The sequence below is a fragment of the Chryseobacterium sp. KBW03 genome, from assembly GCF_003852415.1.
Classification (GTDB): domain Bacteria; phylum Bacteroidota; class Bacteroidia; order Flavobacteriales; family Weeksellaceae; genus Chryseobacterium; species Chryseobacterium viscerum.
The window spans coordinates 173,709-193,047 of the sequence record NZ_QAJO01000012.1 but is presented as its reverse complement, the minus strand read 5'-3'; the positions used below and the strand labels follow the sequence as shown (position 1 = coordinate 193,047).

At 36.2% G+C, this 19,339-nt stretch carries 17 protein-coding genes; 13 read left to right on the top strand and 4 right to left on the bottom strand.

The features are described 5' to 3' along the window. Positions 1-111: 111 nt before the first annotated feature. From gyrB to DBR39_RS20780, 6 genes are all read left to right on the top strand, one after another. On the top strand, positions 112-2,046 hold the full coding sequence (gene gyrB, locus DBR39_RS20805) for a DNA topoisomerase (ATP-hydrolyzing) subunit B (RefSeq protein ID WP_124536310.1): 1,935 nt from the start codon (positions 112-114) through the stop codon (positions 2,044-2,046). Positions 2,047-2,127: 81 nt separating this feature from the next. Further along, positions 2,128-2,550: a DUF5684 domain-containing protein gene (locus tag DBR39_RS20800; protein WP_124536308.1), complete on the top strand. Its 423-nt coding sequence runs from the start codon at positions 2,128-2,130 to the stop codon at positions 2,548-2,550. 395 nt (positions 2,551-2,945) lie between these two features. Then, positions 2,946-4,838 carry a DUF3857 domain-containing protein gene (locus DBR39_RS20795; protein WP_124536306.1) on the top strand — a complete coding sequence of 631 codons (1,893 nt, stop codon included), beginning with the start codon at positions 2,946-2,948 and terminating at the stop codon, positions 4,836-4,838. Positions 4,839-4,840: 2 nt separating this feature from the next. Then, positions 4,841-6,775 (top strand): transglutaminase-like domain-containing protein, encoded by a 1,935-nt coding sequence (locus DBR39_RS20790; RefSeq protein ID WP_124536304.1) that lies wholly within the window; start codon positions 4,841-4,843, stop codon positions 6,773-6,775. A 105-nt stretch (positions 6,776-6,880) separates the two neighbouring features. Then, the gene (locus tag DBR39_RS20785) at positions 6,881-7,705 is read left to right on the top strand and encodes an RsiV family protein (RefSeq protein ID WP_124536302.1); all 825 of its coding nucleotides are present in this window, start codon (positions 6,881-6,883) and stop codon (positions 7,703-7,705) included. Positions 7,706-7,709: 4 nt separating this feature from the next. Continuing rightward, complete coding sequence (locus DBR39_RS20780) at positions 7,710-8,600, top strand: diacylglycerol/lipid kinase family protein (RefSeq protein ID WP_410494270.1); 891 nt, start codon at positions 7,710-7,712, stop codon at positions 8,598-8,600. Positions 8,601-8,729: 129 nt separating this feature from the next. Here the strand turns inward: DBR39_RS20780 and DBR39_RS20775 are convergent, their stop codons facing one another. Both DBR39_RS20775 and ggt read right to left on the bottom strand, forming a co-directional pair. After that, complete coding sequence (locus tag DBR39_RS20775; protein WP_124536300.1) at positions 8,730-10,010, bottom strand: dicarboxylate/amino acid:cation symporter; 1,281 nt, start codon at positions 10,008-10,010, stop codon at positions 8,730-8,732. A 188-nt stretch (positions 10,011-10,198) separates the two neighbouring features. Next, a complete protein-coding gene (gene ggt / locus DBR39_RS20770) occupies positions 10,199-11,887 on the bottom strand; it encodes a gamma-glutamyltransferase (protein WP_124536298.1) in 1,689 nt (562 codons plus the stop codon). Between the two features lie 214 nt (positions 11,888-12,101). Here ggt and DBR39_RS20765 point away from each other — a divergent pair, with 214 nt between their 5' ends. Together DBR39_RS20765 and DBR39_RS20760 are read left to right on the top strand one after the other, a co-directional pair. Beyond that, entirely contained in the window at positions 12,102-13,067 is a 966-nt protein-coding gene (locus tag DBR39_RS20765) for an NAD-dependent epimerase/dehydratase family protein (RefSeq protein WP_124536296.1), read from the top strand. Between the two features lie 84 nt (positions 13,068-13,151). After that, the gene (locus DBR39_RS20760; protein ID WP_124536294.1) at positions 13,152-13,904 is read left to right on the top strand and encodes a polysaccharide deacetylase family protein; all 753 of its coding nucleotides are present in this window, start codon (positions 13,152-13,154) and stop codon (positions 13,902-13,904) included. Positions 13,905-14,027: 123 nt separating this feature from the next. On the opposite strand, the gene DBR39_RS20755 is transcribed toward DBR39_RS20760, so the two are convergent. Together DBR39_RS20755 and DBR39_RS20750 are read right to left on the bottom strand one after the other, a co-directional pair. Next, positions 14,028-15,233: a metallophosphoesterase gene (locus DBR39_RS20755; RefSeq protein WP_124536292.1), complete on the bottom strand. Its 1,206-nt coding sequence runs from the start codon at positions 15,231-15,233 to the stop codon at positions 14,028-14,030. Positions 15,234-15,302: 69 nt separating this feature from the next. Further along, positions 15,303-16,370 carry a 3-oxoacyl-ACP synthase III family protein gene (locus DBR39_RS20750; protein WP_124536290.1) on the bottom strand — a complete coding sequence of 356 codons (1,068 nt, stop codon included), beginning with the start codon at positions 16,368-16,370 and terminating at the stop codon, positions 15,303-15,305. 101 nt (positions 16,371-16,471) lie between these two features. Between DBR39_RS20750 and DBR39_RS20745 the strand changes: the two genes are divergently transcribed. The 5 genes from DBR39_RS20745 to DBR39_RS20725 all read left to right on the top strand — a co-directional run bounded on the left by DBR39_RS20745 (position 16,472) and on the right by DBR39_RS20725 (position 19,291). Then, positions 16,472-17,041 (top strand): hypothetical protein, encoded by a 570-nt coding sequence (locus tag DBR39_RS20745; protein ID WP_103233996.1) that lies wholly within the window; start codon positions 16,472-16,474, stop codon positions 17,039-17,041. A 3-nt stretch (positions 17,042-17,044) separates the two neighbouring features. Beyond that, positions 17,045-17,776, top strand: a complete 732-nt coding sequence (gene ubiE, locus DBR39_RS20740) for a bifunctional demethylmenaquinone methyltransferase/2-methoxy-6-polyprenyl-1,4-benzoquinol methylase UbiE (RefSeq protein ID WP_103233997.1) — start codon at positions 17,045-17,047, stop codon at positions 17,774-17,776. Positions 17,777-17,779: 3 nt separating this feature from the next. Then, positions 17,780-18,562: a porin family protein gene (locus tag DBR39_RS20735; RefSeq protein WP_103233998.1), complete on the top strand. Its 783-nt coding sequence runs from the start codon at positions 17,780-17,782 to the stop codon at positions 18,560-18,562. A gap of 139 nt (positions 18,563-18,701) precedes the next feature. Continuing rightward, the gene (locus DBR39_RS20730) at positions 18,702-19,004 is read left to right on the top strand and encodes a hypothetical protein (protein ID WP_109738135.1); all 303 of its coding nucleotides are present in this window, start codon (positions 18,702-18,704) and stop codon (positions 19,002-19,004) included. Next, positions 19,004-19,291 carry a cell division protein ZapA gene (locus DBR39_RS20725; RefSeq protein WP_103233999.1) on the top strand — a complete coding sequence of 96 codons (288 nt, stop codon included), beginning with the start codon at positions 19,004-19,006 and terminating at the stop codon, positions 19,289-19,291. The genes DBR39_RS20730 and DBR39_RS20725 overlap by 1 nt, the downstream gene beginning before the upstream one ends. Positions 19,292-19,339 lie beyond the last annotated feature (48 nt).

The window sequence follows — 19,339 nt, the reverse complement described above, 5'->3', positions numbered from 1 at the left end:
GCTTATTTTTGTTTTTAACTCTACATTTTTTTGACACTTTTTAACTTTCATACGTCGAAAAAAATCACGATATTTGTAAGTCTTTGCATTAGGCAAATTTATTAATTTTATATGAGTCAAAAACAATATACAGCTAGCAGTATCCAAGCCTTAGAAGGAATGGAACACGTTCGACTAAGACCCTCAATGTACATTGGAGATGTAGGAGTAAGAGGTCTTCATCATTTGGTTTATGAAGTAGTAGATAATTCTATTGATGAGGCTTTAGCAGGATATTGCGATACCATTTTGGTAACGATCCACCAAGGAGAAAGTATTTCTGTAAAAGATAACGGTAGAGGAATTCCTGTAGATTTTCACGAAAAAGAGCAGAAATCGGCTCTTGAGGTTGTAATGACTAAAATTGGAGCAGGAGGAAAATTTGATAAAGATTCTTACAAGGTATCTGGAGGTCTTCATGGAGTGGGTGTTTCTTGTGTGAACGCACTTTCAACTTTATTAGTGGCTACAGTAAGCCGTGAAGGGAAATTATACCAACAAAGATATTCAGAAGGAAAAGCACTTACAGAGGTTGCGGAAATTGGAACTACTGAGGAAAGAGGAACAGAAGTTTTCTTCCAACCTGATGCAACCATTTTCCAGGAACTTGTTTATAATTATGATACGCTTGCAACAAGATTAAGAGAACTTGCTTTTCTTAATAAAGGAATTACAATCACTCTTGTTGATGAGAGAAACCCTAACGAAGACGGAACATTCCCTGCAGAAGTTTTTCATTCTGAAGGAGGATTAAAAGAATTCGTAGAGTATATCGATGGAAACCGTGAGTCTATTATGGAGCACGTTATTTTCATGGAAGCAGAAAGAGATGATATTCCTGTAGAAGTAGCGATGCGTTACAATACATCATTCAACGAAAATCTTCACTCTTATGTAAATAATATCAATACACATGAGGGAGGAACTCACCTTGCTGGTTTCAGACGTGCTTTGACAAGAACACTGAAGAAGTATGCTGATGATTTGGGTATTCCTCAAAAAGAGAAGGTAGAAATTACCGGTGATGATTTCCGTGAAGGATTGACGGCTGTAATTTCTGTAAAAGTAATGGAACCTCAGTTTGAAGGACAGACTAAAACAAAACTAGGAAACTCTGAAGTTTCCGGTGCTGTAGATAAAATTGTAGGGGAAATGCTTACTAATTTCCTTGAAGAAAACCCTAACGAGGCGAAAATTATTGTTCAGAAAGTAGTTTTAGCAGCAAAAGCAAGACAGGCCGCTAAGAAAGCCCGTGAAATGGTTCAGAGAAAATCTCCTATGGGAGGTTCAGGACTTCCCGGAAAATTATCTGACTGTTCATCCAAAGACCCAGCTGAATCTGAACTTTTCCTTGTAGAGGGAGATTCCGCAGGTGGAACAGCTAAACAAGGAAGAGACAGACACTTCCAGGCTATTCTTCCTTTAAGAGGTAAAATTTTGAACGTAGAGAAATCTATGCTTCATAAAGTATATGATAACGAAGAAATCAGAAATATCTATACCGCTCTTGGAGTTTCTGTAGGTACTGAAGAGGATAGCAAAGCCCTGAATATGGCTAAGCTGAGATATCATAAAGTGGTGATCATGACCGATGCTGATATCGACGGATCTCACATTTCTACGCTTATTCTTACTTTCTTCTTCAGATTTATGAAGGAACTTATTGAGAACGGATATGTATATATTGCTCAACCACCTTTATATCTATTAAAGAAAGGAAACAGAAAGGTATATGCTTATAATGAGAAAGAACGTGAGGAATTTACTTTAGAAATGTCTCCGGACGGAAAAGGAGTAGAAGTACAACGTTATAAAGGTCTTGGAGAAATGAACCCTGAGCAGCTTTGGGAAACAACTCTTAATCCTGAACACAGAATTCTTAAGCAGGTAACGATTGATAATGCAGTGGAAGCAGACAGTGTTTTCTCAATGCTAATGGGAGATGAAGTTCCACCAAGAAGAGAATTTATCGAGAAAAATGCAAAATATGCAAAAATTGATGCATAAACGTTTTTGAAAATATAATCAAAAAGCTTCTAATTATTTAGAAGCTTTTTTTATATTTGGGCAAACCAAAAAAACAATAATATGTTAACTCTTTTACAAACAGACCCTTACAATGGGGCAGATGCAGTGTCTGGCGCAGCCGCTGCAGGATTAGGACTCGGAACCATGTTCTTCGGCCTATTATGCTATATATTCTATGGATATTGCATGTACAAAATTTTTCAGAAAGCAGGAAGACAGGATGCCTGGGCGGCCTTTATTCCAATTTATAATACAATAGTATTGTTGGAAATTGTGAAAAAACCAATATGGTGGATCATTCTTTTCTTTATTCCACTAGTGAATATTTATGCATGCTGGGTAGTATATGACAGACTTGCCAAAGGTTTTGCCAAAGAAACTCCTCTGTACACCATTTTAATACTCTTGTTCGGATTTATTTTTATTCCTGTATTGGGGCTTGGAAGTGATCAGTACGATAGTAAATTGGTTCCAAATGATTAAAAAGAAAAAACTTAAAGACTTCAGAAATGAAGTCTTTTTTTATTAATAACCCTTTTGGAATGTAGAATTAATTGTACCCGTCTTTATTATTAATTCTACAGGTTCTGAATTATAGGGATGGTATTTTATTCTAAATTTGAGGCGCAGACAATATGAAGCGTATTACTTCATGATACAGAATAAATATCCTTCTCCAATATAGAATGAATTTAAATATTCTGTTTTTAACTTTTCAGAATTTGATGATGAAAAGTTGATAATGTGTTCATATCCTTATAGGTACATTTAAGACAGTACTTTTTAAGTATTAGGTTAAAGGCTTCACCCGTTGAAGCCTTTTATATTTTTTTTAACAGTTATTAAGATTTTCTTATTTTTGCATAATTTTAATAACTATGATGAAAATACTAGTTCTTGGGGCTCTTTCTGCTGCCTCATTCTATTTTGCACAAAGCTATCCTGCTTCTGCAATTCCTGAGAATTTAAAGAAAAATGCTAATGTTGTTATACGAAAGGATTTCACAACGGTTCAGGTCAATAAACGTGATGAAATAAAATACCAGTTTAACACGGTCACTACAGTTTTAAATAAAGACGGTAATGACGAGGCGGTTGCTTATATTCCTTATGATAAGTCAAAAAGCATTTCCAATATAAAAGTTACTATTTACGATGAAGCCGGGAAAAAAATTAAAAGTGTGTCAAAGTCTGATTTTACAGATATTGCCAACAACTCCCAAGGGGTCTTTTATTCTGATAACAGAATATTAGTTTATTCCTATACACCGGCTCAATACCCTTATACTGTTGAGTTTTCTTATGAAGCAGAAGATGAAGATACTGTTTTTATCCCACGTTTTGTACCTTTTACTTCCACTAAAACATCTTTGCAAGAAGCACAGTTTAGAATCATTAACACTTCAGGGATCGAGCTTAGGTCTAAGATTTACCCTTCAAAATATAATTACACCTCTGTTATAGAAAGTGGGAGTGGAAACGATAAAACATATTCATACAAAAACGTACCCGCAATTGATGATGCTTTTATGATTCCACAGCCTGTTAAAATTCTGCCTTCAGTCAACTTTGCACTGGCAAAATTCAATCTGGCAGGGAAAGAGGGAACTTTAAATAACTGGACAGATTTCGGAACCTGGATTTATAATGATCTTCTGATTCCTGTTTCGGCATCTACTCCTGCCATCAAAGCGGAAGTTGCCTCTTTACAGCTGCAGGGATCTGTGGAGGATAAAGTCAAGAAGATTTATCAGTATATGCAGAACAAAACCCGATATATAGCGGTGTCACTAGGAATAGGCGGCTGGCAGCCTATGATGCCGGATGAGGTTCAGAAAAAGGGGTATGGAGACTGCAAAGGACTTACGAATTATATGAAAATCCTTTTAAACGAAGCAGGAATTCCTTCTACTTATTGTATTATCAATTCCGGACGTTCACAGGTTTCCTTTGATCCGGAATTTCCTTCTATGAGTGGAAATCACATCATTCTGATGGTTCCTACTGAAAAAGGGAATATCTGGCTTGAAAATACGTCTCAACAAATAGCTTTTAACCATTTAAGCTACAGTACAACCGACAGGAATGTACTTGCTGTAACCGCAAAGGGAATTGAACTCATCAATACGCCGGTTTATAAAGCCGAGCAGAATAAAGAGAAGCAGGTATTGAGAGTGAACCTTAATGAGGATAATAGTATTACAGGGGCAGGTAATTTTTCTTACACAGGAAACCAGTATGATTATAATCTGAGGTTTGTCAATCTTAATCCCAAAGAAAAAAATGATGCAGTGAAACTGAATTTTGACATTTTAAACTTTGAAAAAGTGGAAATGAAAAACTTCAAAAATGATAAAGATAACGCTGTCATTACCTATGATTTAGACTTTAAGACCAATAATTTCTCTAAAAAAGCAGGAAACAGCCTTTTATTCAGATCTGTTCCTATTTTTTCTGATGTTATTTATAAAGCGGACGAAAACCGTGAACTTCCTTTTGAGGTCAATATGTCTTATGAAGATGAATATGAAATTGCTTTTGTCCTTCCTTTAGGGTATAAAGTTGATGAAACTCCTGATAATTCCAGTATTACTTCTGAATTTGGATCATATAAGCTAAGTTTTGTTAAAAGTGAAGAGGGCGTAAAAGTGATCAGAAAGATGCAGATTAACAAAGGATTGTATCCAAAAGAGAAATACAATGAGTACATAAGTTTCAGAAAAAAAATTCTGAACATGGATAATTCAAAAATTTTAATAACAAAAATATAACCATGAAAAAAATAATAGTATTGCTTCTTTGCTCTGCCAGTGCAATATTGATCAATGCGCAGAAGAAATATGAATTTCTGAATCCACCTAAATTTAATGATGCAGATCTGTCTAAAGCAAAATCTTTATTAGATGAAAATGCTCCTGCCGAGATTTTGTATAAATCTGCTTATTTTATGGTAGATGCAAGCACAGGGAATCTGCACAAAAAATACTTTTACAGAGTTAAGATTTATGATAAAGATAAAGCGGAAGACTGGTTGAATCTTGAAATTCCTATTTACAATGTTGGAAGCAATAGAGAATCACTAGGCAAATTCAAAGCTTTTACTTACAATCTTGAAAATGGAACGGCAGTTCCTGTAAAAGTGGAAAAGAGCTCTCAGTACAAAAGTAAAGAGAATAAATATGTTACCCTTACAAAATTTGCTTTTCCCAACGTGAAGAATGGATCTGTCTTAGAATATCAGTATGAAATCATATCGCCCTTCCGTTTCATTATTCCGGAAGTATTAATAGAATCTGATACCCCTTCACTGAATACTGAATACGTTTTGGATGCTCCGATCAATATGTCTTATAATGTAAACTATACCGGAGAAATGATGCCTAAACATAAAGAGGTTGAAGAGAGAAACCTGTATGGCACTCAGTATAAAACATTTCGATTTGCCTATGAAAATGTAAAAGGCTTTAAAACTGAAAAATTTGTGCGAAATGATAGAAATTTTAGAACAAAAATAGGCGCAGAGCTTAATTCTACCAATTTCGGAGAACTCAAACTTTATTCATCATCATGGGATCAAATTGGGAAAAGACTTTATGAGAATGAAGACTTTGGAGAACAATTGAAAAAAACAAAATTAGCTAAAGAAAATATGCCGGCAGGAGTTTCAGAAATGAAAACCGATCTTGAAAAGGCAAATGCTATTTTTTCATACGTTCAGAAGACATTTACCTGGAATAAAGACAGAGGAGTTTATACTGAAGATGGTATCAAAAAACTTTTAGAAACCAAGGTTGGAAATGCCGCAGAAATTAACCTTTTCCTGGTAATGATGCTTCGTGAGGCAGGTCTTAAAGCAGATCCGCTGGTTATTTCTACAGTAGAAAACGGTGTGATCAATCTGGTGTCACCCAATATTTCCAATATGAATTTTGTATTGGCAGCGATCAGTCTTAATGACCAGTTTCATATTTATGATGCAACCTCCAAGCAGTCTTCATTGGATGAAATCCCTCTTAAGAACTGGAACCAATTTGGTATTCTTGTGACAAAGGGTAAATCATTACAGATTCAGATGACCAATACAAAATCAAGCAATACTTTCCTTACAGCCAATGCTAAAATAAATGATGACGGAAGTATTTCCGGAACCTATTCTGATAAAGATACCGGTGCTTATGCGATGTATGCCAAAGATAGCTATGATGATAATGCTGAGAAATACAAAAAGCAGTACAAGGAAAATTTCTCAATGGACTTCACGGATATCAACTCAAAAGTATTGGAAAGTGGTGAATTTGAAAGCAGCATGAAATTCTCTTCATCAAATCTAATTGATAGAGTAGGAAAGAAAATGATCATCAATCCAATGCTGTTCTTAAACAAGAGTTCTAATGAATTTGATCAGGTTGAAGCCAGAAAATATCCTATTGATTTCGGATCGCCTATTACCAAAGTGAAAAAGGTTATTCTTGAAATTCCTGAAGGATATACGATTGAAGAGATGCCTAAACCTAAAAGAATTGTCACAGAGGATAAAGAAATAGAGTATACCTATTCTGTGGAGCAAAAAGGAAATAAACTGGAAGTTACTACCACAACAAAAATTAGCAGTTCAGATTATCCTAAAGAATATTATCCTGCATTTAAGCAAATCTGGGGAGTTGCTTCAAAATTTGAAAATCAGGTAATCAGCCTTGTTAAGAAGTAATTTTTAAGGGAACTTAAACAAAACTTAATATAAAAAAATAAAGTTTTTCAAAAACCATTCATCTTTTGAATGGTTTTTGTATTTATTACCCCAAAAATTACAATTATGAAAAACACGATTGCTGTTATAGCATTGTCTTCTTTCTTAGCAATAACTGCCTGCAAAAAAAATGAAACGGCAGGACCAGCAGAAAAAACAGAAAATAAAACATCCGAAGAATTTGTAGTAGACTCTGTGAAAGTAAACGATTCTACAATGATTACAGACTCTTTAAAAGTTTCTTTCACCTCAAAACTGTTGGTTTTCCCTGCTTTAAAAGATAAGAAACTACTGGACAGTATCTATTTTCAGAATGATAAAATCAAAGACTTTTCCAAAACCGGACTTCAGACCTACCTTGATAAAGCAAAGAATGATTATTTCAGTTCTATGAAAAAGGATAATAAAGAATGGGTTTCAGACGTTACTTATGCGCAGGATTGGTACTCAAGTTCACACATGAATCTGATTTCCAATACAAACGGCTATATGCATATTCAATATGTAGGAAGCGGATATGAAGGAGGAGCTCATGATAATTACGGTTTTTCAGAAAGAGTTTTTGATCTTAAAAACAACAAAAAACTAGAATTAAAAGATATTACTTCAATGCCTAAAAATAAGATTGAAGCCATTCTGATGAAAAATATCGACAGAATTAACAGCGGAACAATGGATGGTGACGGAGGCGTGAAAAACTCAGAAATGCTTCTCGTTGAGAAAATTCCGGCGTCTGATAATTTTTATTTTGATAACAAGAATCTGTATTTTCATTACAGTCCTTACGAAATTGCCGCTTTTGCAGCAGGTGATATCACGATTCCTGTCTCTTGGGAAGACCTTAAAGGCACAATAAATGCAGAATTTAAAGAAAGAATGAAAATTAAGTAAATTAATGCTTCCAGTTCAGGAAGCATTTTTTAATTTTGCGGTAATGGAAAAAGTAGCTTTTATTATCAACCCTTTTTCGGCCAAAAAGAACTATCAGCCGTTTTTGAACGAACTTAAAACAAAGGTTAACAATCCCTTGTATTATGTATCAGAATCTATTCTGGGAACAGATGAGTTTATTCAGGCCCATTTCGAAGAGGTGGATATTTTTGTAGCAATCGGAGGGGATGGAACAATCTCTACTATAGCTAGAAACCTTATTAATACAGAAAAAATTCTGGCTATTTTTCCGGCAGGTTCAGGAAACGGATTTTCCAATGAAACCCGTTTCAGTAAAAACCTTGATGAACTTTTAGAAAAAATAAAAACAAAAAACTCCAGAAAGATTGATACGTTTACAGTAAATGACAAGCTTTCTATCAATGTTTCAGGGACAGGTTTCGATGGTAAAGTAGTCAAGGAATTCGAAAAAACGAGTCGTGGATTCAAAAACTATATCAAAGTTTCCCTGAAAACCTTCTTCAATTATAAGCCGATCAAGGTGAAATTTTCTGATGAAGAATATCAGCAGTATAATGGCCGTTATCTAATGCTGAACATTGCCAATACCCGCCAATTTGGTAATAACGCTTACATTGCCCCGAAAGCAAGTAAAAGTGACGGACTGGTTGATATGGTGTTGGTGAAAAAATTCCCGCTGACCTATTCTGCGCTGTTTGCTTTCAGAATGTTTACTAAAAGACTGAAAGACGATGAATATGTTACTTATCTTCCGGTTTCTGAAATATCATTTAAAGTCAATACCAAAAACTGGCATCTTGACGGTGAATTCAATAAGATCAAATCACCCATCCACGTTAAAGTACAACCCGCCAGCCTGAATATTCTGGTTTAGAGCTTGTTGTTAGTTGATAGTTAGGTATTGGTGTCGTAAATACTTCTAGTCTTGGCTATTGGTTCTTATATCTTGGCTCTTTATAAAAAGTTTCTCCCTAACCCCTGCCACCTAAGATCCGCCACCTACCTACATCTCCAGTTTTTTCTCAACTTCATGCGGATGATCCAGGCAGTACTGAAGCTGTCCCTTATCAAGCTGTTTTTCCCAGTTGGCAACGACTACTGTAGCAACGGAATTACCGATTACATTGGTCAGGGCTCTGCACTCACTCATGAACTTATCTATTCCAAGGATCAGCGTCATTCCGGCAATAGGAATCTCAGGAACTACCGCCAATGTTGCTGCCAGTGTTACAAATCCAGCACCGGTAACGCCTGCGGCTCCTTTTGAACTTAGCATTGCTACCAAAAGTAACATCAGCTGTTTCTCAATAGGAAGATGAATGTTTAATGCTTGTGCGATAAACAGAGAGGCCAGGGTCATGTAAATATTTGTTCCGTCAAGATTGAAAGAATACCCTGTAGGCACTACAAGACCTACAATTGCCCTCGAACAGCCTGCCTTTTCAAGTTTTTCCATGATTCCCGGTAAAGCAGACTCTGAAGAGCTGGTACCCAGAACGAGAAGAAGTTCTTCCTTAAGGTAAAAAATAAGCTTGAAAATATTAAAACCGTTATACCATGCTACAGCTCCCAACACCAGAACTACAAAAAGAATAGAAGTAATATAGAAAGTAGCGACCAGAAATATAAGGTTCAGCACAGAATGCAGTCCATATTTTCCAATCGTAAATGCCATCGCTCCAAAAGCCCCGATGGGTGCAAGCTTCATAAGCATATGGACAATTTTAAACACCGGAGTTGACAGATCCTGTAAAAAGTCGGTTACTTTTTGACTTTTTTCTTTGGTTAAAACCAATGCAACACCCATTAAAATTGCCACCAAAAGAACCTGAAGGATGTTTTCACCCACTAAAGGACTGAATAAGGTCTCCGGAATAATATTCATTATAAACCCTGTAAGCGTTGACTCATGGGCTTTTGCCTGATATTGTGAAACATCACCTGAAAGGGTAGAAGGATCAATATTCAAACCATGACCAGGCTGTAAAATATTCCCTACGAATAAACCAATGATAAGAGCAAGAGTGGAAAATGTAAAAAAATAGATCATTGCTTTTATGGCAATTCTTCCTACTTTTTTCAGATCGGTCATATGGGCGATTCCCAGGGTGAGGGTGATAAAGATAACAGGAGCGATAATCATTTTTACCAATTTGATGAATCCGTCCCCCAGTGGTTTCATCTTTTCTCCTAATTCAGGATAGAAATTTCCAAGAAGAATACCGGCAATTATGGCTATAATAACCTGGAAATAAAGCTGATTGTATATTTTTTTTGCTTTCAAAGAACAGTCGTTTTGTTTTTTTAAGGCCGAAAATTAAGAAAATTTATCTAAAAACATGACAAATGTCATTGAAAACATCTCTTGCAACGGCTTTATATGCAAAAGACTCCGGCTTCATTCAAAAGGATAAAAACCTTATAGAATGAAGCCGGAGCTGTATTTAATTTTGAATGACCGTAAAATAATGATTATTCCACAGCTACAGAATCGTCTCCACGACCATCTGCTACTGCATGAATGCTTCCATTCTCGTCAAGGACAATCATTTCTGTTTTTCCAATATATTTTATCTTTTCAATGATGTAATTCTTACTTTTCAGTTCAGAAATAGTACTTTCAGGGAAGTTATTTTCTACCGTAATAGTTTCTGGTAGCCACTGATGATGGAATTTGGGTGTATTGACTGAAAGATTGGCATTCAGTTTAAAATCCACTACATTGACAATAGATTGATACACCGAAGTCGGAATGGTGGTCCCCCCGGGAGTTCCCACTACCATATAGGGTTTTCCATTCTTAAGAAGAATAGTCGGAGTCATGGAAGAAAGCATTCTTTTATTCGGTTGAACAGAATTGGCTTCTCCTCCTACCGCTCCAAACATATTGGGGACGCCCGGTTTGATAGAAAAATCGTCCATTTCATTATTTAAAAAGAAACCAGCTCCTGAAACCAGTACTTTACTTCCGTAATATCCGTTAAGAGTTGTTGTTACAGAAGCGGCATTTCCATCCTTATCCAGTACGGAGATATGAGTGGTCTGCATAGATTCTTTAGGCTGTGCTATGATCTTGCCGACCTCTGCACTTAGAGTTGCTTTATCAAAGCTGAAGCTTTTCCATCTGTTTTTCAAATATTCATCAGAAATCAGATAGGAAGTTTTATCCTGGATAAAATCTGGATCTCCCATATATTCTGCTCTGTCTGCGAAAGCTCTTCGTTCTGCCTCGGCCATAATCTGAACGGCTTTTGTAGAGTTTTGCTGATATTTTTCTAGGTTTTCAAAACTTGCCATTCTCAGCATTTGGGCAAGAAGGACTCCACCGCTTGAAGGTAAAGGCATCGTTACAACATTGTTTCCTTTGTAATCGAATTCAAGCGCTTTTCTCTCGGCCACTTTATAGTTTTTAAGATCTTCCAGCGTTATAATTCCGTTTCCTCTTTTCATTTCCGCCACCAGAAGCTCTGCCGTTTTCCCTTCATAAAAACCTTTTGCGCCTAATTTTTGAATGAGTTTCAATGTTTCGGCTAATTCTTTTTGAACCAGCAGATCTCCAGCTTTCCAGGGAGCATCTTTAACAAAAATAATGGAAGATTTATTATGTCTCTGAAATTTTTCTCTCTGATTATTCAGCATTTCGGCCTCCTTGTCTGTGATGGTAAATCCTTTTTCCGCCAGATCAATTGCAGGCTGAATAATTTTTTCCATAGGCAGTTTACAGTACTTCAGTGTAGCAAAAAATCCAGCCACACTTCCCGGAATACCTACAGCCAACCTTCCGTTTTGAGAAAGATCAGTATCTGCTTTCCCTTTTTTGTCAAGGTACATATCTCGGAAAGCCTTTTTTGGAGCGGTTTCTCTGTAATCCAATGTGAATTTTTCCCCATTGTTTTTTACGCCTACCAAAAATCCGCCGCCACCGATATTTCCTGCCTGAGGATAAACAACAGCAAGGGCGTATTGGGTCGCTGTAACAGCGTCATAGGCATTTCCACCCATTTTTAAGATTTTAGCTCCTGCTTCACTCGCTAAGGGATGCGCAGATACTACAACGCCTTTATTTTTTACCTGTACTTCCTTGATAATATTGATATCTGTATACTGAGCCCAGCTTAGCTGGCTTACCAACAGGATCGAAGCAATTAAAATCTTCCTCATATGATTGTTTTTCTTGAAAGCAAAATTATTGAATTTTATATTAATCAGGGCTTATGATCATTGTATTTGATTTTTTCTATTGTTAAAGAGATTTTATCAGTTTAAACTGAATGTATTGGCAGCATTTATTGATGCTCTGTTTTTAAGTATCCCTTTTTTATTATGGTTGACATGTTTTTTTTTACTTTTGTACAATTCTAAAAAAATCTGAAAAATGGAATCCTATACGGAAAGAATACTGATTACAGGTGCCTTGGGACAAATCGGCACGGAACTTACGAACAGACTTGTTGAAATCCATGGAGCGGAGAACGTTGTCGCTTCAGGATTGGACAGATGGCAGGAAGGAATTACTTCTGCCGGACACTATGAAAGAATGGACGTTACCAATACACAGTTGGTAAGACAGGTGATCCATGATTACGAAATTACTACAGTGTATCACTTAGCTTCGCTTTTATCCGGGACTTCGGAAAAGCAGCCTATTTTCGCCTGGAAATTGAATCTTGAACCACTGCTGCATTTTTGTGAAATGGCGAAAGAAGGGCTTCTTAAAAAGATCTTCTGGCCGAGTTCTATTGCAGTATTTGGAAAAGGAATTCCAAAACATGACGTAGGGCAGGATGTAGTGTTGAATCCAACAACTGTTTACGGAATTTCGAAAATGGCAGGGGAGAAGTGGTGTGAATACTATTTCGATAAATATGGAGTGGATGTAAGAAGTATCAGATATCCTGGATTGATCTCATGGAAAACTCCTGCAGGGGGGGGAACTACTGACTATGCTGTTGAGATTTTTTACAAGGCAATAGAAGATGGACAATATACAAGTTTCATTTCTGAAGATACAGGAATGCCGATGTTGTATATGGATGATGCTATCAATGCAACTCTTAAATTGATGGATGCTCCAAAAGAAAGTGTAACGGTTCGTTCGTCTTATAATTTGGGTGGAATGTCTTTTACTCCAAAAGAATTGTCAGAAGAAATCAAGAAAGAAATTCCTGATTTTGCCATCGATTATAAGCCAGATTTCAGACAGGCAATTGCAGATTCATGGCCGGCATCTATTGATGATTCAGTCGCTAAAAAAGACTGGGGATTGACGTATGATTTCGGAATTTCTGAAATGACAAAGGACATGATCAAGAATTTGAAAGTAAAATTAGGAAAGGATTAATTATATAAAGTAATACTTTAATTAAATATTATTTTAACAATTGATTTTTAACGTTTTATATAATTTATCTAAACTTTAATTTAAATGGTATTATTGACTTTTAACATCACATGTATTGAAGCTGAAGTGAAAAACGGCTCCCAAATTACCGATGATGAGAGACTGAAAATTACGGAAGATAATACCAAAGCAATTCTTAGAATTTTAGATATTCATGATATCAAATCAAGTTTTTTTGTTGAGGTTTCCCTTACTGAAAAACTTCAGAATTTAATAAAAGCAATTTCATCCAAAGGGCATGAAATTGCTTTTTATAATAAAGACTCCAATCCTGAAGAAATTGAAAAAGCCAAGAAGAATATTCAGGATCTTCTGGAAAAACAGATCAGGGGAATTCGCCAGAAAGATGTAAAAGTTCCGCAGGAAAATTTGAAGCTGATGGAATTTAATTACGTTTCCAATATCGATAATGCGAATATTCTTTTCCCTTTCAAAAGGCTCAAAAGAGATACCGAAATTACAGAAGAGGATGGACTGAGTATTGTGCCGGAAAGTATCTCTCCTTACAGCCAGCTGCCCTATAATGATTTTGTATTTCAGATCCTGCCGATGAAGTATTATCAGAATATGGTTTTAGAAACTTTGCAGAATGAAGAATTTGTTTTGATCTATCTAAACACCTGGCAGTTTACAGATTTTAAGAGATACCGTTTTGATATTCCTTTTTACCGAAGCTTATTTTCGGGCAAAAAAATGGAGGACAAATTAGATGCCCTCCTTACTTTTCTCAATGACAGGGAAATGGCTACTTCCCGTATGAAAGATTATATTTTTTAGGTTGCAGGTGGTAGGGACTAGGTAAGGGCTGCTTTCCGTTACAACCCAATTTTGACTTTTTAATGTCCAACCTTGAACTCTGTTCTCCACGCTCAAACCCTCAAACCCTCAAACTCAAATCCACTAGCTGAGTTCAAAAAGTGTGATTTCCGGTAATACACCCACTCTTCCCGGGTATCCTAATACACCAAATCCTCTGTTTACATACAATAGTTTTCCTTCACTTTCATATAAATCTGCCCATTTTGGGTAACGGTATTGTACCGGTGACCATTTTACATTTTTAAGATCCAATCCAAACTGCATCCCATGAGTATGTCCGGAAAGGGTCAGATGGATGTTTGAAGGGTGCTTTTTTACTACATAATCAAAGTGGGTAGGGTCATGGCTCATTAAGATCTTAGTAGCGGATTCAGGAACGCCTTTTAAAGCATCGTCAATTTTACCGAACTGAGGGAAAGGTTTTAAGCCCCAGTTTTCAACGCCTAAAATGTAGAGCTTCTCGCCATTTTTTTCAATTACCCTGTGTTCATTTCTTAACATATCAAAACCAGCCTGCTTTTCATAGTCGATCAGGGTGTCAAGATTTTTCTTTTTAGCATCAGGGGATCCCCAGGTTACGTAATCTCCGTAATCGTGGTTTCCCAGTACAGCAAGTTTACCGTCTTTAGCCTGAATTTTTGAAAATAAAGGGATAAAAGGTTTGAACTCATCTGCCACGTTATTCACCATGTCTCCGGTAAATAAAACAAGATCGGGCTTCTGTTCATTGATCAGATCAATAGCGTGCTGTAATTTGCTTGGATCGGAGAAGCTTCCGCTGTGAACATCAGAAATCTGAATGATTTTGTATCCTTTGAAGCTTTTCGGAAGGTTGGCGAAATTAACTCTTACTCTTCTTACAGTGTGGCGATATTTACCAAAAGTAATTCCGTCTATAAAAAGAGCCGAAAGAACGCCTCCCATTCCCAAACCTACAATGCTCAGAAACTTCCTTCTTTCCGGGAAGAAATTTTCCGAGGGCTGGGCAAAACCTATCAGATAACCTCCGATTCGGATAATATCATCAATTAATAAAAACAGAACCACGAAAATTTTAGGAAGGATAAAAATTAAAAATAACGAAATCATGATCTGAGCCCTCACCATACTTCGGTCTGACCTTTGGTAATGAGTGACTTCATAGGCGAAAATTCCATATACGGCTAACGAAATTACCCAATATCCGATTTTGATCCAGGAATTGTCAGTGAGCGTTCTGATAGCCTGATAAATATACACTTCCAAAAACAGGAAGATTCCAGCGATGATTAAAAAATTCTTTTGCATGTTCTGGTCAAAAAAAGCACAAAGAAAAACTTCCCTGTGCTTTTTATATTTTTTGTTTATTAAATATTATTAAGGAAATCTGTAAACGATAGCATTGATGTTCATTCCGGCACCTACCGAAGTCATAACAACGTTACCTTTTTCTTTAAACGATTGACCTGCCATTTTTCCTTTAATTATTAAATCATACATGGTAGGAATTGTTGCTACAGATGTATTTCCAAGATCCTGAATGGTCATTGGAGAGATGGCGTGATCATATTCTTTCACATCATAAAGTCTGTGAAGTCTTTCAATCATCGCGTAATCCATTTTAGCGTTAGCCTGGTGAATTAAGATTTTGTCTATATCTTCAATAGAAAGACCTGCATCTGTAATGGTATCTTTGATAGCAACCGGTACATTTTTAAGAGCGTATTCGTAAATCTTTCTTCCTAACATTCTTACATACAGGCGCTTCTGATCTGCTTCCTTATTGATGGAAGGCTGATTTTCAAGGTAATTTAATTCCGGTCCATTGTCACAGATCGTGTTGTGGGCAATAATTCCTACATTCTCTTCGTCTGTTGCTTTTACCACTACTGCTCCGGCACCATCAGCAAAGATCATTCTGTTTCTGTCATATGGATCTGTTACACGGCTCAATGTTTCACCTCCAATAACAAGGATTGTTTTTGCTACTTTAGCTTTAATCAGATTATCAGCCAAAATCATTGCTTCTACCCAGCCTGGACATCCGAAAAGCATATCATACGTTACGCATTTTCTATTTTTGATTCCCAGTTTATTCTTCACTCTTGCTGCCATTGTTGGCATAAAGTCCGCGTATCCGTTTTCCGTAACTTCTCCGAAATTACTTGCGTAGATAATGTAATCTAAATCTTCACCGTCTACTTTTGCATCTTCAAGGGCAATTTTTGCAGCTTCATAACCGATTTGTGAGTTGGAAAGATCATCCTCAATGAACCTCCTGTTTTCGATTTCTGTAATCTCTACAAATTTCGCAATGGTCTCTTCTACAGGCTTTTCAATCTTTACTCCGTCTTCAGTATAGAACTCGGAATTCATAAAGTAATCTCTACCAATAACTCTGTTCGGGATATAAGATCCAGAGCCAATAATGATCGTATTCGGCATTCGTTTATATGATTTTTTTAAAGATGCAAAGTTAATAATTAATATTAATAACAGAGAATTAAAAATATTATTAAATTTGCAAAAATTGTACTTTACAATCTATGAAAAACAACTCGTCCTTAAAAGGCTTACTTATTGCAGCTGTGGCGTTTATCGTTGCCTTTGGGATCTACTTCCTTTTTTTAGCCAAGAAGAATTATTATGTGGTAGATAATCCTACCCCGAATACGTATTACTTTAAGATCAATAACGGATCTGAAGGTGTGATTTCAGCGGGGCAGTATGTGCATGTGGATTTGAATAAAGGTAAAAACTCTATTCAGGTTTTTGATCAGAATAAGAAAATGCTGTACGATTCAGCATTTGAAGTGAATAAACTTCGTGGTCTGATCAATATTACCCATCAGGATTACTACGTAAACGAACAGTATTACGGATATAATCTTAAAAAAGATTCGTTATTGGCGAAGCTTGACAAAACAGTCATTGACGGAAAAGATTATTACGGAGGAGCAAAGCGCTTCAACAAGCTTTATACAGAAGGTTTTTACTACAATGTAGATGAAGACTATGATAAAGTGATCAAGAATATCCAGAAAGTGGAATCAAGATCTAAGATCTTCAGGAAGCAGGATTACCTAAATTATTACAAAGAATATTACAAGTTTTAAGTTTTGACAAAAGATATCACCAAAGTTACTCCCTACAATTCAGAGGCTACGAAAAAGAGCCAGGTAGAGGATATGTTCGACAACATTGCACCGAAGTACGACCTTCTGAACCATGTTTTATCCATGAAAATTGACGTTTTGTGGAGAAATAAACTGGTAAGATGGATGAAAAATGATAATCCGCAGGAAGTGCTGGATGTGGCTACAGGAACGGGAGATCTGGCAATTACCATTGAAAAAGGAACCGGTTCCAAGGTAGTTGGTTTAGATTTATCACAACAAATGCTGAATGTTGGCGTTATTAAAATAAAAAAACTTAAATTAGACGGCAAAATTTCCATGCAAAAAGGAGATGCTGAAAATCTGCCTTTCGAGGACAATAGATTTGATGCTGTTTCCGTTGCATTTGGAGTAAGGAATTTTGAAAACCTTCCCAAAGGTTTAGCAGAGTTAAGAAGAGTAGTTAAAGATAACAAAAGTGTTTATATACTGGAGTTTTCAAAGGTTGAGGGTTTCATGGGGCCATTTTATATGTTTTATTTTAAAAATATATTACCTGCCATTGGCAAGTTGGTTTCTAAGGATAGTAGGGCGTATACATACCTTCCGGATTCTGTAAATGCTTTTCCTTTCGGGGAGAAGATGAAGCAAATTCTTTTAGATACGGGATTTAAGAAAGTTGAATATAAAAAATTAAGTTTAGGTATAGCCACAATTTATAAAGCAACAAAGTAACCTATGAATAAATTTCTATTAAAAGCACTGGTTTTAACCTCAGTAAATGTTGCCGTCTTTGCAAACGCGCAATTCAGAACCCGAAACAGAATGGATAAGTTGGAAGATTTCGACGAGCAGAAATTCAGTTGGGGGTTTTATTTGAACGGGAACAGACTGGATTACCGCATTGTTTTACATCCGAAATATGGGATGAATGATAATGAAAACCTTGTCACATCCAAGGAAAGTTATAGCTTCGGTGCCGGGCTTATTGCAAAATGGAGACTGAACGATTATCTTGATGTAAGGATAGAACCGGGGTTACAGTTTGCACAAAGACAGTTGACTTTTAATACTCAATCCAATGACATCTATGCAGGCGGATCTTTGACGAATCCTGCTTTTATGCCATTCCCTTTACAGGAAAAGGATAGAGTAAGAGAAATTAAATCTACTTTGATTGATATTCCGGTACTTTTGGAACTTCATGGGCAAAGATGGTACAATTCAAGGCCTTACGTTGCAGCAGGGGTAAACTATGTAGTGAACCTTCAGTCTAATGCAACTTCTACAGATGACAATATGCAGGGGATCTACAGATCTACAACGCACAATTTTGCCTGGTCTGCAGAAATGGGAATTCAGTTTTACTTCAACAAGTTTAAACTGACTCCTGCCATCAGAGGAACATTCTTCATGAACAATGAGAAAGTAGCCGATAACGCGACTACACCTCCTTACTGGGCATCTGCAATTTCTACATTACAGACAAGAGCAGTAATGTTCGTTCTGAAATTTGAATAAAAAAATATTTCATTAAAAATACACAGGAGGGGCATTAGCACCTCCTTTTTTGTTGGTATATCAAAATATAGAGCGTTTTATTTTTGTTAGTGTTATTATTTTTTTATTTTTGCTTCTAGTTAGAATATACAAACCTGAAATGCTTCAAGATTTAGAAAACAATTTTTCAGAATTAGAGAGAAAGATTTTGGCTCTGCAAAAGAACTATAAAAATCTTACTGAAAATTTAAAAGAATTAAATAGTGAGCATGAAGAGTTGAAGAAGAAGTATGATGAAGAAAGGAGAAGAAATCAGGTATTAGCAGAAGAACAAAAAAATATAAAACTTTATTCAGCAATATCAGGAAATCCTGAACACAATAGATTAATGAAAAACCATATCAACCGATTGGTAAAAGAAATTGATTTCTGTATTGCTCAGCTTCAAAACAGTGGATTATAATGGAGATAAGGAGAATAACCGTCAACATTGCAGGAAGAGTATATCCGCTGAACGTACCGGCAGCAGAGGAAGAAACTTTGCGTAAAGTAGGGAAGCAGATCGAGAATATGATTAAAGATTTTGAACAAAACTTCGATGTAAGAGATAAACAGGATGCTTTGGCAATGTGTGCCCTGAAACTGGGAACCAATGCAGAAGTAGTTTCTCTTAACTACGAAAAAAATATTAATTCTACCAACGAAAGATTAGTGCAGATTAATCAATCGTTGAATGAAGTCGGGAAATAGATTTTTTTTCCTGAGAAATTACTGCCTACAATAATTCTAACACATTAA

Coding starts and splice junctions, on each gene's coding strand:
- DBR39_RS20730 (WP_109738135.1), top strand. CDS start 18,702: ATGCTTCAAGATTTAGAAAACAATTTTTCAGAATTAGAGAGAAAGATT.
- DBR39_RS20745 (WP_103233996.1), top strand. CDS start 16,472: ATGAAAAACAACTCGTCCTTAAAAGGCTTACTTATTGCAGCTGTGGCG.
- DBR39_RS20785 (WP_124536302.1), top strand. CDS start 6,881: ATGAAAAACACGATTGCTGTTATAGCATTGTCTTCTTTCTTAGCAATA.
- DBR39_RS20795 (WP_124536306.1), top strand. CDS start 2,946: ATGATGAAAATACTAGTTCTTGGGGCTCTTTCTGCTGCCTCATTCTAT.
- DBR39_RS20800 (WP_124536308.1), top strand. CDS start 2,128: ATGTTAACTCTTTTACAAACAGACCCTTACAATGGGGCAGATGCAGTG.
- ggt (WP_124536298.1), bottom strand. CDS start 11,887: ATGAGGAAGATTTTAATTGCTTCGATCCTGTTGGTAAGCCAGCTAAGC.
- DBR39_RS20725 (WP_103233999.1), top strand. CDS start 19,004: ATGGAGATAAGGAGAATAACCGTCAACATTGCAGGAAGAGTATATCCG.
- DBR39_RS20765 (WP_124536296.1), top strand. CDS start 12,102: ATGGAATCCTATACGGAAAGAATACTGATTACAGGTGCCTTGGGACAA.
- DBR39_RS20760 (WP_124536294.1), top strand. CDS start 13,152: ATGGTATTATTGACTTTTAACATCACATGTATTGAAGCTGAAGTGAAA.
- DBR39_RS20735 (WP_103233998.1), top strand. CDS start 17,780: ATGAATAAATTTCTATTAAAAGCACTGGTTTTAACCTCAGTAAATGTT.
- DBR39_RS20780 (WP_410494270.1), top strand. CDS start 7,710: ATGCTTCCAGTTCAGGAAGCATTTTTTAATTTTGCGGTAATGGAAAAA.
- gyrB (WP_124536310.1), top strand. CDS start 112: ATGAGTCAAAAACAATATACAGCTAGCAGTATCCAAGCCTTAGAAGGA.
- DBR39_RS20755 (WP_124536292.1), bottom strand. CDS start 15,233: ATGCAAAAGAATTTTTTAATCATCGCTGGAATCTTCCTGTTTTTGGAA.
- DBR39_RS20790 (WP_124536304.1), top strand. CDS start 4,841: ATGAAAAAAATAATAGTATTGCTTCTTTGCTCTGCCAGTGCAATATTG.
- DBR39_RS20750 (WP_124536290.1), bottom strand. CDS start 16,370: ATGCCGAATACGATCATTATTGGCTCTGGATCTTATATCCCGAACAGA.